Annotated in this window: 12 protein-coding genes and 1 pseudogene; 9 read left to right on the forward strand and 4 right to left on the reverse strand. The window is 55.7% G+C overall.

Annotation, left to right across the window (positions count from 1 at the left end; translation table 11 throughout):
- Nucleotides 1-149: 149 nt before the first annotated feature.
- Complete coding sequence (locus HWQ56_RS14115) at nucleotides 150-1043, reverse strand: ribonuclease H1 domain-containing protein (protein ID WP_176570892.1); 894 nt, start codon at nucleotides 1041-1043, stop codon at nucleotides 150-152.
- Between the two features lie 385 nt (nucleotides 1044-1428).
- Entirely contained in the window at nucleotides 1429-2409 is a 981-nt protein-coding gene (locus tag HWQ56_RS14120) for an IS5 family transposase (protein WP_176570893.1), read from the reverse strand.
- 76 nt (nucleotides 2410-2485) lie between these two features.
- On the opposite strand from HWQ56_RS14120, the pseudogene HWQ56_RS14125 reads away from it, so the two are divergent.
- The 6 genes and pseudogenes from HWQ56_RS14125 to qatD all read left to right on the forward strand — a co-directional run.
- A pseudogene (locus HWQ56_RS14125) lies at nucleotides 2486-2905 on the forward strand (IS66 family transposase); the annotation flags it as partial.
- Between the two features lie 55 nt (nucleotides 2906-2960).
- A complete protein-coding gene (locus tag HWQ56_RS14130; RefSeq protein ID WP_176570894.1) occupies nucleotides 2961-3578 on the forward strand; it encodes a hypothetical protein in 618 nt (205 codons plus the stop codon).
- Nucleotides 3579-3875: 297 nt separating this feature from the next.
- Complete coding sequence (locus tag HWQ56_RS14135; protein ID WP_176570895.1) at nucleotides 3876-5825, forward strand: KAP family P-loop NTPase fold protein; 1950 nt, start codon at nucleotides 3876-3878, stop codon at nucleotides 5823-5825.
- The gene (locus HWQ56_RS14140) at nucleotides 5825-6664 is read left to right on the forward strand and encodes a hypothetical protein (RefSeq protein ID WP_176570896.1); all 840 of its coding nucleotides are present in this window, start codon (nucleotides 5825-5827) and stop codon (nucleotides 6662-6664) included. The genes HWQ56_RS14135 and HWQ56_RS14140 overlap by 1 nt, the downstream gene beginning before the upstream one ends.
- Nucleotides 6661-7926 (forward strand): Qat anti-phage system QueC-like protein QatC, encoded by a 1266-nt coding sequence (qatC, locus tag HWQ56_RS14145; RefSeq protein WP_176570897.1) that lies wholly within the window; start codon nucleotides 6661-6663, stop codon nucleotides 7924-7926. Before HWQ56_RS14140 ends, qatC begins: the two co-directional genes overlap by 4 nt.
- Nucleotides 7926-8666, forward strand: coding sequence for a Qat anti-phage system TatD family nuclease QatD (gene qatD / locus HWQ56_RS14150; RefSeq protein ID WP_176570898.1), 741 nt, complete (start codon nucleotides 7926-7928; stop codon nucleotides 8664-8666). Before qatC ends, qatD begins: the two co-directional genes overlap by 1 nt.
- A 773-nt stretch (nucleotides 8667-9439) precedes the next feature.
- Here the strand turns inward: qatD and HWQ56_RS14155 are convergent.
- Together HWQ56_RS14155 and HWQ56_RS14160 are read right to left on the reverse strand one after the other, a co-directional pair.
- Nucleotides 9440-10279: a hypothetical protein gene (locus tag HWQ56_RS14155; RefSeq protein ID WP_176570899.1), complete on the reverse strand. Its 840-nt coding sequence runs from the start codon at nucleotides 10277-10279 to the stop codon at nucleotides 9440-9442.
- 173 nt (nucleotides 10280-10452) lie between these two features.
- Nucleotides 10453-10620 carry a hypothetical protein gene (locus HWQ56_RS14160; RefSeq protein WP_165919278.1) on the reverse strand — a complete coding sequence of 56 codons (168 nt, stop codon included), beginning with the start codon at nucleotides 10618-10620 and terminating at the stop codon, nucleotides 10453-10455.
- Between the two features lie 267 nt (nucleotides 10621-10887).
- Here HWQ56_RS14160 and HWQ56_RS14165 point away from each other — a divergent pair, with 267 nt between their 5' ends.
- The 3 genes from HWQ56_RS14165 (at nucleotide 10888) to HWQ56_RS14175 (ending at nucleotide 14145) form a co-directional block, all read left to right on the forward strand.
- A complete protein-coding gene (locus HWQ56_RS14165) occupies nucleotides 10888-11718 on the forward strand; it encodes a hypothetical protein (protein WP_176417812.1) in 831 nt (276 codons plus the stop codon).
- Between the two features lie 297 nt (nucleotides 11719-12015).
- On the forward strand, nucleotides 12016-12243 hold the full coding sequence (locus HWQ56_RS14170) for a hypothetical protein (RefSeq protein WP_176570900.1): 228 nt from the start codon (nucleotides 12016-12018) through the stop codon (nucleotides 12241-12243).
- Nucleotides 12244-12423: 180 nt separating this feature from the next.
- Nucleotides 12424-14145 (forward strand): RNA-directed DNA polymerase, encoded by a 1722-nt coding sequence (locus HWQ56_RS14175; protein WP_176570901.1) that lies wholly within the window; start codon nucleotides 12424-12426, stop codon nucleotides 14143-14145.
- Nucleotides 14146-14244: the final 99 nt, after the last annotated feature.

Raw genomic sequence — 14244 nt, forward strand, 5'->3', positions numbered from 1 at the left:
ATGACGCCGCTACGCGATGTTGAGCGCGTGCCTGTGCGCACGCGACATGACTAACCGTGCTATCACAAATGGGGATGCCAGCATCGAGTGGCGAGTTCATCCACATCCGGGAGCAATTGCGGGCGCATAACCTGATGCGAAACATCCCTTCACGGTATCCGATTAATAGCCCGCGCATAATCGAATTCCGCCTGGGTACCGTCGACCAGGTTGGCCAGGAGACGAGGCCGTCCTTGGTCGCTAGTGGTTGAGAAGCTCACGACCTCGGAATGCACGCCCATGGTTTCCCAAAGGAGCATGAGTTTTTCGGTTGCGGTCGGATGCGTGATCAGCCCCAGCTTTACTTGGCCAAGGTACGCTTCAAGACGCTCTTTTAGGGCTTGTCTGGACGGATAACGGTATGGCCCCAAGTCGAAAGGGGCATCACCAATGACCTTGTCCAGACGAACCGCAGGTGCTCGGTACAGCTCCTGTATCTCACGGTGTTCCCTTGTCTTGTTCACGAGTTCGAAGCCCTGCTGGACGTAGGCTTTGACCAACCTGGTTTTGCCTTCCAGCGCCGCTTCTTTGGAGTCGTGGCGCTCGACGATATTGAACACGGGCCGGATCCCCTGGGCCTGCAGCTCCCCGACCTTGAGGGCGATGCCGTTACGTTTCCGACTCGTGCCACCCAAATGACGAGCCTCGCTGCGCTCAGGGTTCAGCGTTTCACCGACGTAAAAAGGCTCGTTGTTTTCCGGATTGCTGATGGTGAAAACAACATGTCGGCCAGGGGAGATTCCCTCCAACGTCTCCATGATCGGAGTGTGAGGTACGCCCGCTAGAACAGACTGCGTTTCGAAGTGATAGACGGGAGAGAGGTATCGCGAAGTGGGTGGTACGTTCTGCCGGTACCATTCCTCAGCATGTTCCAACGTCGTAAAAGACTTGAACACTGCGTTCTCTACGCCTTGAGTGGCGGGTGCAGCGCCATCTTCCCACACGTTGAATATCCCAGATGGTTTTCCATGCACGACTGCGTAGTAGCGGGTTTTCTTGGCCATCCATACGTGCCTCGACGGTTACAATTATCGCAGTCTACAGCTCTGGAATGAGGCCTGTGAGGGATGCTGAATGAACGAGCCCCTTGAAAGACAGGACACCGTTTCCCCCTTAGGATAAGGGGTGGGCAAACGGGTATGTTTATGACTAGCAGCAACAATAAGGGTGGCGGTGAATTGCTTGGCTAGGAGCGCCGACGGCGCTGGAGTCCCGAGCAAAAGGCGAAAGCTTGGAACCCGGGCAAAGCGTCTCGGTGGTCGCTAGGGATGCTCCGATCAACTTGCCGCGCAGCGATGGCAAGCCGTAATTCGCCAGGCAATCGGCGCTATTCCCTGAAAATGGCCTAATACAGTGTGCGGCGGAGCGTTTTCCGTCCGGTTCTCTGTGTTAAGCGCGCAACTCACCCAAACCCATCAGTCGTTTTCGAGCCATCCACAGGTTCGACAGGGCAAATAGCGTGGTCAGCTGGGCCGTGTTTTTCATCAGCCCACGAAAGCGTACTTTTACGTAACCAAACTGGCGCTTGATAACCCGAAACGGGTGCTCAACCTTGGCAGGTGTCTGCGCTTTGCAGTACTCGATCTTGCGCTTGGCTTTGTACAACAGGCTGCGTTTTTTCAGCCTGGAATACGTGCTGCGCCGAGCCGCAATTTGCCAGATCACGTCACGATTTTCGTGCTCTTCACGCTTCTCGACACCGGTGTAACCTGCGTCCGCATAGACCGCGTTTTCTTCCCCGTGGAGCAGTTCAGCCACTTGGGTGACATCGGCCACATTGGCAGCGGTGCCATGGACGTGGTGAACCAGTCCAGACTCAACGTCAGCACCGATGTGGGCCTTCATACCGAAGAAATACTGGTTACCCTTCTTCGTCTGATGCATCTCGGGATCGCGCTCACCGTCTTTGTTCTTGGTCGAGCTTGGGGCATGAATAATGGTTGCGTCGACGATGGTGCCCTGGCGCAACGACAGGCCTTTTTCCTGTAAATAGCCGTTGATGACCGCGAGGATTGCAGGCGCCAATTGATGCTTCTCCAGCAAGTGCCGGAAGTTCATGATCGTGGTGTCTTCAGGGATCGGCGCGCTCAGTGTCAGACGCGCGAACTGACGCATGGGCGTGATTTCGTAGAGCGCTTCTTCCATGGCCGGATCGCTGAGGGAGAACCAGTTCTGCAGCAGGTGAAGGCGCAGCATGGTTTCCAGTGGGTAAGGTTTTCGACCGCCACCGGCCTTGGGGTAGAACGGCTCGATCAGGCCGAGCAGACCTGCCCAGGGCACGACCTGATCCATCTCGGCAAGGAAGCGCTCGCGGCGAGTTTGCTTGCGCTTGCCGGCGTACTCGAAGTCGGAAAAGCTCATCTGGCTCATGGGAGGCTCGGATCAGGTGGTCAGGCGATTTTCGCATACCCGGGACTTGTTCGGAGAATCCCTAGAGCCGGATTTACGACGGCGAATACGGCAGGAAAAAGCCGTGCCGGTGATGTCTGCGCTGCATGCCTGGATGATCGCCCAGCGTGACCTAGTGCCCGAAGGTTCGGCTATCAGCAGAGCGCTGGATTACAGCCTGAAACGCTGGGCAGCGCTGTCGCGCTACCTCGACGACGGAGCCGTACCCATTGACAACAATTGGGCCGAGAATCAAATCCGGCCATGGGCTCTTGGACGTAAGAACTGGCTCTTTGCAGGGTCGCTACGCAGCGGAAAACGGGCGGCGGCGATCATGAGTTTGATCCAATCTGCGCGGCTCAACGGGCATGATCCGTATGCTTATTTGAAGGACGTTCTTACACGCCTGCCGACGCAGCGGGCAAGCGAGATCGAGCAACTGCTGCCGCATCAGTGGGTGGCGGCAGAAACCACGTAAGCCCTGATGCTTTGGGACTTGCAAGGATCGCGCAATTAACGAAGTAGTCATAACGATGATTTTGGTAGTTGAAGGAATCAGCGCCAGCGGGAAAACGACTTGGTGCGCTAAGCATGGAGGGCAACATGTCATTCCTGAAAACGGCCGTTTTGAAAACGAGCCGGATCGGATAAAAGATCCAGTCGGAGCAGCAACTTTTTGGGCAGAGCGAAACGTGGATCGTTGGCAAAAAGCGTTGGCCATGGAAGACATTTCTTCGTGGGCTTTGTGTGACAGTGACCCTCTCAAGCTCCACTACATTTGGAGCCTTTGGCAGATCGGCGAGACGAGCGAACACAACTGGCGAATAGAGTTGGACGCCACGAGAGAAACAATCGCACAAGGACGTATTGGCTTTGCTGACTGTTACATTGTTGGCCGTATAGATCCTCAGCTCGCGCGAGAGCGAGCCAAGGCAGACACCACCCGCCGACGGAGTGGATTCGAGCTACACGTGCGTCTCCAACAAGCTCTGCTGACCTGGTACTCAGCTATGGATGAAGTGCTTCCCGGCAGAGTGCGATTCGGGTTTCCTTCAGAAATGCCAACCTTGAAAAGCCTTGATGGAAGATATGCGGTGGTGGCCTTTGATCAAATGATCGCATCGCTCCCACGACCTACTCACATCTCTTAGCGAGACGGAGCCTTATATAGCAGTTGGAAGCGGATCGATGTGAGGGCGAAGTAAAGATGTGTTCGCCATCCGCTTACCTCTTAGCCAGGGAAGAGGTTTCAGTTCGAGCAACCACACTCCAGTGCACAAAGACGTTCAGTGGGTACCCATCAACTCGCTTTTTCATTGGAAAACTTTACTGGATGTCGCAAGTGGGTGGCACATAGCTATCTACTTGCCTACAATCCGGGCCTTGCCCTTATCGCGATGGATCCGCGTAGCCGACGGTTCGATCGCCTCAGAAAATGGATTTAGCTCATGTGGCACGATAACGAAACCACGACGGACTACCTAAATTTTGGGGTAGTCGCAGATGCGTGCGCGAGTCTTCTAAAACAAAGTGCCGGCGAGCCCATCTCGATCGGCGTGTCAGGTGGCTGGGGCGCGGGTAAATCCTCCTTGGTGAAGATGATTGCCTCACGCCTGGCCGACCTGCCTACTGGTGCAGCGACACCGCCTACAGACACTCAATCAGATCCTGCAGACACCACCCAGAACACTCGCTACGTTGTCATCACGTTCAACCCTTGGCTTTATCAAGATTTTGAGAGCGCTCGCAGTGCGTTACTGCAGATCGTTGGCGATGAGGTGCTCAAACTAGCCAAAGGTGATCAGACACTGTGGAACAAAGCTGTCGACCTGATGCGCAGGATCAACTTGCTCAAGCTGGTACAGGTCAGTACTGAGGCAGCGCTCACCATCAAGACCGGGCTGCCCATAGGCTCGGTGGGTAAGGCAGTCGTCAAAGCCATGGGCTGGTTCAAATCTTCAACAGGGGATGCTGGAGAAGACCTGGCGGCTGGCGCAAAAAGTAGCGACGCCGAGGGCAGTGATGACGAAGGGGCTGCAGATTACTTTGGTCTCAAATCGCTCGGTATCTTGAACCCGGCCAACCCCATGTCTCTTCCGAACGAGATCCAGGCATTCCGCGATGCGCTGGAGCAATTGCTCGGTGAGCTCGGGGTGACCTTGGTGGTATTTGTCGATGACCTCGACAGGTGCCTGCCTGAAACGGCCATCTCGACGCTAGAGTCTATCCGCCTTCTGCTGTTCCTCAAGCGTACGGCATTCGTGATCGCTGCTGACAATGACTTCATTCGCGGTGCGGTCAAGAAGCACTTTGAAGGAACCGATATCAACGACGACATCGCGACTAACTACTTCGATAAGCTCATTCAAGTACCTCTGCACGTACCTCGTCTTGGCGTGAATGAGGCCAAGGCCTATCTGGTACTGCTCTTGCTGGAGCGCGAGGCCAGAGCTGGAGCGTTCGCGCAAGACAAGTTTGAGGATGCCAAGCAGCTCATCCCCAAAAGGCTGAGTCAAAGTTGGCAGGGCGAGACCATCACCTCCCAATTCCTGTTTGAGCTGGTCGATGGTGACCTGAGGCTTCAGGAGCTTATGCAGCTTGCCGAGGGGCTTGCGCCACTTATGTTCAACTCCACCGCGATCAGTGCCAACCCACGACTGATGAAGCGGTTCCTGAACACCGTGTTTTTGCGTCAGTCACTGGCGGCGCCTCAAGGGATCAAATTGGATGTCCCTGCGCTAGCCAAATGGCACCTGCTTGAGCGCTGCAACGAAGACCTCGCCAAGACGCTGTCCTCACTGGTGACTTCCGACAATGACGGCGAGGTATCCATTCTTCTCGAGGCTGAGTCTCTTGCCGCCAGCGGAGCAGGGCTGCCCGAGAACTTTCCGGATGAGTTTTTTGTAAGGGAGTGGCTGCAGCTAGCCCCTGCGCTGGGAGCTAGGGACTTGCGCCCATTGCTTCACCTCAGTCGCGACTCGGCTACCCGAGACTTCGGTGATGACAACATGACACCTGCTTCGCGACAGCTCCGGGACATGCTGAAGAAAGCCTCCAGCGGTAACGATCCACTGACCCAGGCCATCCGAGCCTTGGATACCACGCAGGCTGAGCTCGCCATGGTGAGGGCTTGGCAGGGCACTGTCACCTCCCGCTCTTGGAAGAATAAGACCGAGATGGTCATGCTAATTGAACCCTGCAAGGTGCACACATCCCTGGGTAAACGCGCCGCTGTCCTACTGGCCCAAGCGCCAGCGAAATCGGTAGGGCCGGGGATCATTCCCTCTCTCGCCAACCAGTCCTGGGCCACAGATGTTCTCAAGTCCTGGAAGGAGCATTCGGAAATCGCGGGCAATACGAAGAAAGCAATCGATCTGGCGCTAAGGAATGCAAGCTGATGGGTACCTCAACTTCGAGCAGTGGTGGTAAAGCAGGCTCACCCTTCGATCCAGAGTGGCTGGATCAAGGGGAGGGCGGTGCAGCGGGAGCAGGGCCCGGCGACGGCACACCGGAAACCGAAGGCAGCGACGACACGCCTGGTGGGCAAGACGATAATGCCGAGACTGGTCAGGAGTGTGATGTAGCGCCTGATCGCCGGTTCATGCCGGCTCGCGCCAAGCTGGGTAAGTACCTCTCGGGTGGTGGCAGAGACGCGCTCCGTGGTGCCGCCAGCAGCATGATCAATAAGGGGATGGGCGGTTCGGCTCGAGCTGCGCGAACAATGCGCGGGGTTGCTCAAGGCGCTGGCCGTTTGGGTGAGTTCCTCGAAGCCGTCCGAGATGGCAGCACCCAGCAAGCGATCGACTGGCTGCAGCGCGTGCGTGGCCAGAATCTTTCGGCAGAAGACCTGGTGCTGGAACTCATCAAGGAAGTCATGCCTGACACCGGGAGCATCGATGATGAATCGATGCGCAACGCAGGGTCGGACGCGATGGCCTTGCTGTATCAGAAAGACCCAGACGTCGATGTCTTCATCCTGACCGATGAGCAAATCAATTCGGTCATCGGTTTCACAATCGGGAACGCTGTGTGCAACCGACTCGATGAGCAACTAGGCCAAACCTACGAAAAACTGAAGTATTCGCCACTTCAGGTGCAAGAGCTTCGAAACGATGTTCAGGAATGGGTACACGGTGAGGTAGAGCGGATCATGGAAGGATTAGCAGGCCAACAATTGGATTGCCAGACACTGGCGCAAACCGTCCTCCAGAGCGCATTGGAGGTCTTTGCAGAATGATCAAGGTAATTTGTGCCAGAGCTGAGCAGCTGCCCGCTGAACTTCAACCGGGCGAACGCGCCTTTTCGTACTTCAAGTCCGCCCGGCGAGCGGGTGTTGGCACCATCGCCAAGGGCTGGCATGGATCTCTCAAGCGCAAAGGCTTCCGGCCTAGCCCGGCCACTTGGGACTTCGTTCAGTTTTGCCTGGCGGTGTGCGCAACCGATCTGTGTGGGATGCGCAACACCAGCGCCGATGGTTGGACGCGTACGATTGAGCTCAGCGTCGGCTTGCATGAGCCACTGCGATGGGAGCCTTACAGAGCCGAGTTGGAACAGCTGCTCAAGGTTTTGACCGGGGATTACTGGACGCTGATCTTCACCGGCGCGGGCATGCCGCCACCTGAAGGAAGGTTCGTTGCCAAACCTCAGGACTGCGTGTCGTTGCTGTCGGGAGGCCTTGATAGTCTGATCGGCGGTCTCGATCTGGTAGCTCAAGGGCGGCGGCCATTGTTTGTCTCGCAACTTGCGCATGAGGACTCGCAACGCCAGCGAGATTACGCCCAGCTGCTAGGTGGCGATGGAGCTCACTATCAGTGGAGTCACGGCATCAGCTTCAAGGGCCCCAAAGAACCTTCGACGCGTGCCCGATCCTTGGCGTTCTATGCATTCGCGGTGCTGGCGACCTCGCGACTGGCCGACCCTTGCCCCACGTTGTTCATTCCTGAGAACGGGTTCATCTGCGTGAATCCGCCGCTTGTCCCTGGGCGCGTATCGAGCTTGAGCACTCGCACGACGCACCCACTGTTCATAGCCAAGCTCCAGCAGGTGCTGGACGGTATTGGAGTGAATGTGCAGCTGGAATTACCCTATCGGTTCAAGACCAAGGGCGAAATGATGAACGACTGCCTTGATCCGGTGCGCCTGCAGCAGCTGGCCTGGCAGACGACCAGCTGTGGGCGTTTCCGCACCTATAACCGCACGCACTGCGGACGCTGCGTACCTTGTATGATTCGTCGCGCTGCGTTCACAGCATGGACGGGAGGGAATGATGACACCCAGTATGTGTATTCCAGCCTGGTCGGGAGCGACAAGTCCAGCGGACCTGATGATCCAATGGCTGTGGCACAGGCTGTCTTGACGACCCGGTCTAAAGGTATCGACAGATTCCTGGGCGCCTCGCTCGCGTTTGCTCCAGTCGATGAGCGCCCACAGTATCGCTCAGTGCTCACGAATGGCATTCAAGAACTTGAAGCCTTGTTAACTGGAGATGGCGTACTTTGATGGACTTCCACTGCCACCTCGACCTCTACCCCAATGCCCGTGACGTTTATGCGCAGGCACAGGAGAGGAACGAGTTCACGTGGCTTGTCACCACCAGCCCCCGTGCGTTTACCGCGACGTCCAGAGTGCTGGGTGGAAGCGACAAGGTGCTGATCACTCCCGGACTGCACCCGGAGATCGTTGGCGCCCGTCACGCTGAGCTCGACATGCTGCTTGAGCAGATCAGACAGGTGAAGGCAGTGGGCGAGGTCGGCCTGGATGGCTCAAAGCGCTTTCAGGCGAGTTACGACGTACAGCGCAGCGTGTTTATTGCCGTCGTTGCGCAGTGCGCAGCCCTCGGCGGTCGAGTGCTGAGCATCCATTCGCGTCAGGCCGTTAAGGATGTGCTGGCCGTGTTGCACGATCATCCGGGCTACGGTACTGCAGTGCTGCACTGGTTCACTGGAACCACCACGGAGCTCAACGCGGCAATAGCACAGGACTGCTGGTTCAGTATTGGCCCAGCAGCCTTCAACTCGGCAGCGGGGCAGGCCTTGGCCAAGAAACTCCCACGCGATCGGGTCGTCCCTGAAAGCGATGGGCCATTTGCGCAGGTAGATGGCGCTAGTGTCATGCCGTGGAGTGCAGGTCATACCGCGCAGATGCTGGGAAAGGTATGGGACGTCACTCCTGCAGACGCCATGCATATTCTGGAGTCGAATTCTCGTCGGCTTCTTGGCCTGATTCGGGCACAGGGTTGATCCAAGCCATAAAGCCCGTACAGGTTAGCCAGGCGGGCGGTGAATGGAGGATGGATGCATGGAGCAACCGAACCGAGCACAACGTTACAACCGAGTGCATGTTGGCGGGCAGGTCTGACCGCCGCGATCACTAATCGGTGCACAATCCATGACACGCCTTCAGACGGCCAGCGCCAGGCAGCAGGGGGCATGAGAGGCAGAGGGTAGGGTGGATCCCCCGAAAGGGCACCGGCATCAAGCGGTTTCAGGAGACCTGGGAGAAAGTGCTCCAGGTTGAGTTGAAATCGAAACAGCTTAAGGGCATTGATACATCACCGTTCATCAGTGAGGTACAACAATGCGTGGAAGTTACAGCAGCAGCTCGCCTGCCGGAATCTTGATCTGTTTGGCTGTGGTTTTGTGTTTCTGTGCCGTGGTCACGTTGGCCGACCAGGTACATCTGGATATTGCCACGACCGGTGTTGTCTTGGGGAGGCTGGCTCTAGCCTGGCTCTTTGGATACTGCCTGGGCCGAGGGCTACTAGGCGTGGGCCTCAGCTACAGCTGGCCAGTGTGCCTTGGGCTCTCCTGGATCGCACTCATGCCTGCGTTCAGCGTTTGGCTTGGCGAGGATACCTACGCCTGGTTCGAGCCTTTTTGGTCTCAATGTGTAGGTGTGGTAGCAGTAGCGCTTCTCGCGTTTCGCATTAGATCATTCGTAGCGTAAGTCGGATCGGGGCGTGACCATGAATACCTCAGACTGAGGTTAGAGGCGCGCCCTCCGATCGATGGCATCATCTATTCTGTAGGGCACTCGACAGGTTCGAAAAGTAATAGGCGAACATTTTGACAAACCAATGCTCTTTTATCCTGCTCAACCACCCCTTGCGCCGGTTTTTACTTGATTCACTCCCATATTTTGCATGATATCGCTGCACTGCCGCCTCCATTTCTTCCACGTACCTTTGAAAATCGTCGGCGGCATACTCCAAAAAGCGTTCGTCCATCAGGACACCGTCAAAAAAGTTGACCGACACCCCCACCCCCTCGGTTTTGCGAATGGCTGACAAGACCCTTTTTTCCCAAGTGTTCTTTCTACCAATACGCGTGCTTATTTCGCTGTAGCCCTTAGCGGTGCCGTCGTTGTGAGCCATTACGTTCCTGATAACAGTCAGATGATCCAGGTCTGTGATGCCTTTGCCACCAATGACCTTTTTCAGCATATCGTGGGCCTTTTCAATTGGCCCCATACCCTTGAGCTTTCCCTCAAACCCAGTGAGTTCAAGCATAAACTCCAGGCATTGACTCATACGGTGTTCGAACAACCCAAACATCGTAAGAAATGCTGAGCGTCGAGTGAGTTGGGCAATCATAAACTTGTGCGTCAATAACACTTCATCATGGTCATAATCGATAGAAGCGCCACATGAGTAGAAAGTCCGTTGCCGCACGTAGCTTTCACCGTACTGATCGTACGCTTCTTCTTCGTGCTTATGCTCCTTTATCAAATCTTCGGCTTCCTTGAGTGCAAGCGCCACATTTTTTTCTGCCTGCTCTGCGAGCATTCGCATGACAGAGATGGACTCGCTGAGGGCACACATATGAACACTGAAAATAAAGTCGAGTTTGGCCAAGTTGCCTCCCTGCAGGCTCATTTTGAAGACACACGATTTTCTGGGCAGATCTGCGATCTGCTCAGCGTACATAATCCATCCGCGCCTCGATATCCCAGCCTGAGCTGGCGCCCACATAGACGTCTGCGCATCAAATGCACGCCATGGATCTCCGAGGGCAGAGCTCTTGGCTTTCAGCTCTCAGGGGACTGATCAGACCCCCTCATGGCTTCCAACAGCACTTCAAGCGCATCGAGCAAGCGTCGATCTTCACGGGCATCCCCGGTTTCCGGCCTGTACGTTTGGCAATGCCGCATCAAGGCATCAAAATCGTTGCGGTTGAGGTCAAACTCAATAAACATCTAAACCCACCATGTGTTCGCCTTTGCGATCGCCAGTATAAATGAGCAGGCTTCAGGAGAAATACGCGATCAGCACTTTGCCATCGACTTGGCCTGTTGCTTGGAGCGGGCACCGGTTAGTTGATCCGACACCCACCATTGCTGATCTAGGCGCGGAAATCTGGGGGTACCGTATCAGCTGTCATGCCTATGCGGTGACTGCAGCAGTACGCCCCGAAGATCGACTGCTCAGACATCGAGCCTTTGCACTGAAACCAGGAGTTAAGCTTGGATATCCCAGTTCCATTCAACCTCGTAGTCAAGGCTGCCGATTGGATTTGGCAGCGAGTCACCAAAGCCTTGCTGTACAAAACCTATGCTGCGTCACATGAAAAATGGGCTATTCGCCACCGGCTAGGAGCGCGGTGGGATCCCTTGGGTAAGCACTTGGAGTATTCGGTACGCCTTGCACTGCCTACAGATCCGGAGCCAAGGATCTCGCGTTTGGCGCTGCGCGCAACCGGAGAGAGCCTTGCGAAAGTTGACTTGTATTTCGAGGCGATTGGAGCAGGCATTCGCTATCAGGAGAAAGTATCGGTATGCGATGTGGACACTCGCCCTATCGTCTGGAACCTCACGAATATCCCCGTCCAGGCATTCGTGGGCGGTAAGGAGTATGGCATTGCATTCTCGGTAGAGGAGATCCAGCTGCGGCAGTGTGTGATCCAGCAATCAACGGGGGCTGAGTTGCCTGCCCAGAATTCCGTCACGTCCTGCATGACCCAGAGTTGGCTCTTGAGCGATGAGTGGAGACTCCGCTGGGGAAATCGCTGGAATTGTAATGCGATCAAATTTGCCAAGAGCGAGATTGCTCTTTATTGGCGATTCAGGTTCGGCCTACCTACGTACCGCGTTTACACACCCTTCGCCTCCTCAAAACGGAAATTCAGCATGAGCCCTGTATTGCAGGCGCTGGGTCTGTTAATGGGCCTGCCGGCCTTGGTGAGGACGCAATTCTGGCTAGCCATTTGGTCTGGGCTCTGGGTGATGGACGAAGATGACAGGCTTTGCTTCCGGTGGCGTGATAGTAGGGTAGAGAGCGAGGCCCAGGACGGTTGACTCTGCGCTTTGAAGCCGCTGTTCGCACACAGCAAGGCAATGAGGTTCTTCGGGAAAGTGCTCGCGCTTTACCAGACAATCGTCTGCTGATGCCGATAGAGAACAGGATGGAAAAACTCACTAGAGGTGGCGCTAGGGTGATCAGGCCTAGTGTTCCTTTGATGGGCCGGATAGCATTTCATCATTGGAGGCTGGAACGCTCTGGGCTGACCTCGCCAACCGCAATGACTCGTGCTGAAGTGTTGTGTCAGTGCTCCGCACGCCCGCTCTGGGTGATTTTTGAGGAAGATGGGTAAGATGGATCCCTACAAGCGCGCTCACTATGTCAGCAGGCTAGCCAGTGAAATTGGCGCAATAGGCCAATCCTTCGAGGCCTTCCGGGGGCTGGTGCTGACATTGGCATTGAATGTGCCGGTCAACACTCAAGGAATCAATTCCAGAGGCTTTCCCGTTGCAGGCGTGGTTGATGGAGTGTCCCCAGATGGCTTTCAAGCCGCTGAGTGCAGCAGGGGCAAGATTCGCTGAGCGGCGTCGTCGAGTAGCCTTCACCAAACTTTCATGGCATATAGCTACCGGGTAATCACCACCGCCGGCATCCATGTGATTGAAACCTGTTGCCATGTGGGGGCTGAATGCCTTCTGGAAAGACTGAGCCTGCAAAACTGAGGCCCTTCACTCACCAACACCTGATTGCCAGGGAGAGCCATGCAGCTACAGGACTTGCTTTCAAGAGGGTATTTCCCGATCCAGCTTCCAGTCGGATTCAGCACCACGCAGTTGGCGGAAAAAATCGAGGAGCTCCAAGCTTCCTGGGATGAGGCCCTGGACGGAAGAAGGCGCATACTTTCCCAATCTGAACGATTTTCGGTGGCGAGGTCGTCATACAGCAGACGTACCACCTCTATACCCAACCCGGTCAATTTCTATGGATTGGCCAAGGACATCTGCCGGTACTGGCCGAAAATCCAAGAGCATTTCGACAAGAGTGAAATCTCTCGAAGCATTCCTGGGACTGGAGGATCGCTGCGGGCGATTGAGCTGACGAAATTCACTGACCTGTACGAGGAGCGCGTGCGCCGCTCGGCGGGCGCACGGTATGCGCTGGTCACCGATATCTCGAGCTATTTTCCCACCATCTACACCCATACGATTCCGTGGGCCTTGCATACAAAGGCGCTAGCCAAGATCAACAGGGGCAAATCCGATCAGTTCTTCGGCAACACCCTGGATCAGCGCTGCATGGGTACGCAGGATGGGCAGACCATTGGGTTGCCGATTGGCCCGGATACGTCGCACATCATCGCCGAGATGATAGGCGTCGCGATTGACGATTCCATTCGAGACGCGCTGGGTGGCTGGCCTAAAGGCTTCCGCTATGTCGATGACTTCACCTTCTTTTTCAACACCAGGGAAGAGGCTGAACGCGCGCTGGCTGTCATAATCAAGTGCGTCAGCGCATTTGAACTGCAGATCAATGCATCCAAAACGAAGATTGTTGAAGTCCGCGAGCTCGTCCAGGAGTCCTGGAAATACACCCTCAAAAAGCTGGTTGTCTCACCGAAGCGCCGTCAGCAAAAAGACGACATCCACCACTATTTTGAGGTGCTGTTCTCGCTGGAGGCACGGTTCAAGGATGAAAGCTTGGTCAAGTATGGCTTGAAGCAGCTTTCATCCACGATTATCAAAAAATCCAACTGGCCCATCGCCGAAGCCTACCTGCTCAAATGCGGGTATGGATTTCCCAACACACTTCAAGTGATCACCCAGATCCTAGTGACTTATCATCGCCATCAGTATGAATTGAACCGGGAAGCGCTGGGCGATTTCTGCAGGAACCTCCTCGGGTCAGCCTCTGCAGCGAACCATCATAGTGAAACGGCCTGGCTACTATGGCTGTGCAAGGAGCTCAGGATTTCCCTAGAGGCGCCACTGGTACAGCAAGTGCTCCAGATGGAGAGCTCTGTGTGCTCGCTCATCGCGCTGGATCTAAATCAGTCCGGTTTGGTGGCCGGCGAGCTCAGTCTTGCCGATCTCGAGTCGTTGGCAACGGGCCAGGCGCTTGTAGGCAACAATTGGATGCTGGCTTATGAAGGCGGGCGCCGGTGTTGGCTTTCCAACACAAACCTTGAATTCATCCAAGGGGAAGAATGCTTCGCAAAGATGCTAGAAGCTGGCGTAGGCTTTTATAACGAAGAGGCTGAGCTCCCGCCTATCTTCCAGCTTAAGCAATCAGCGCTCAACGACTTCGATTTCGACTCCGACGCTGCCATCGAAGACGAATTCGACTTCGATGACATGGATGAAGAGTACTTTGACTCCGCTGACCATGGCGATGAGGACGAGGACGAGCCAGAGACGGCCGCGCGGCCAGCTGGCACCCAAGATCTGTTTGCAGCCGACGACTCCGATCCAAACGAAGTCTGGTAGGCGGGCGAGTAGGGCGCAGCTGGCGGTGGGTAGGCAGGCTCGTCCAGGCGACGCCCCTGGGCAGCCCTCCGGGCGATTTTAGATGTACAACCGACGGTA

Source organism: Pseudomonas eucalypticola (genome assembly GCF_013374995.1).
GTDB classification, from domain to species: domain Bacteria; phylum Pseudomonadota; class Gammaproteobacteria; order Pseudomonadales; family Pseudomonadaceae; genus Aquipseudomonas; species Aquipseudomonas eucalypticola.

Excerpts from the sequence above, each read along its gene's own strand:
- HWQ56_RS14115 (WP_176570892.1), bottom strand. The coding sequence starts at position 1,043 with ATGGCCAAGAAAACCCGCTACTACGCAGTCGTGCATGGAAAACCATCT.
- HWQ56_RS14120 (WP_176570893.1), bottom strand. The coding sequence starts at position 2,409 with ATGAGCCAGATGAGCTTTTCCGACTTCGAGTACGCCGGCAAGCGCAAG.
- HWQ56_RS14130 (WP_176570894.1), top strand. The coding sequence starts at position 2,961 with ATGATTTTGGTAGTTGAAGGAATCAGCGCCAGCGGGAAAACGACTTGG.
- HWQ56_RS14135 (WP_176570895.1), top strand. The coding sequence starts at position 3,876 with ATGTGGCACGATAACGAAACCACGACGGACTACCTAAATTTTGGGGTA.
- HWQ56_RS14140 (WP_176570896.1), top strand. The coding sequence starts at position 5,825 with ATGGGTACCTCAACTTCGAGCAGTGGTGGTAAAGCAGGCTCACCCTTC.
- qatC (WP_176570897.1), top strand. The coding sequence starts at position 6,661 with ATGATCAAGGTAATTTGTGCCAGAGCTGAGCAGCTGCCCGCTGAACTT.
- qatD (WP_176570898.1), top strand. The coding sequence starts at position 7,926 with ATGGACTTCCACTGCCACCTCGACCTCTACCCCAATGCCCGTGACGTT.
- HWQ56_RS14160 (WP_165919278.1), bottom strand. The coding sequence starts at position 10,620 with ATGTTTATTGAGTTTGACCTCAACCGCAACGATTTTGATGCCTTGATG.
- HWQ56_RS14170 (WP_176570900.1), top strand. The coding sequence starts at position 12,016 with ATGGATCCCTACAAGCGCGCTCACTATGTCAGCAGGCTAGCCAGTGAA.
- HWQ56_RS14175 (WP_176570901.1), top strand. The coding sequence starts at position 12,424 with ATGCAGCTACAGGACTTGCTTTCAAGAGGGTATTTCCCGATCCAGCTT.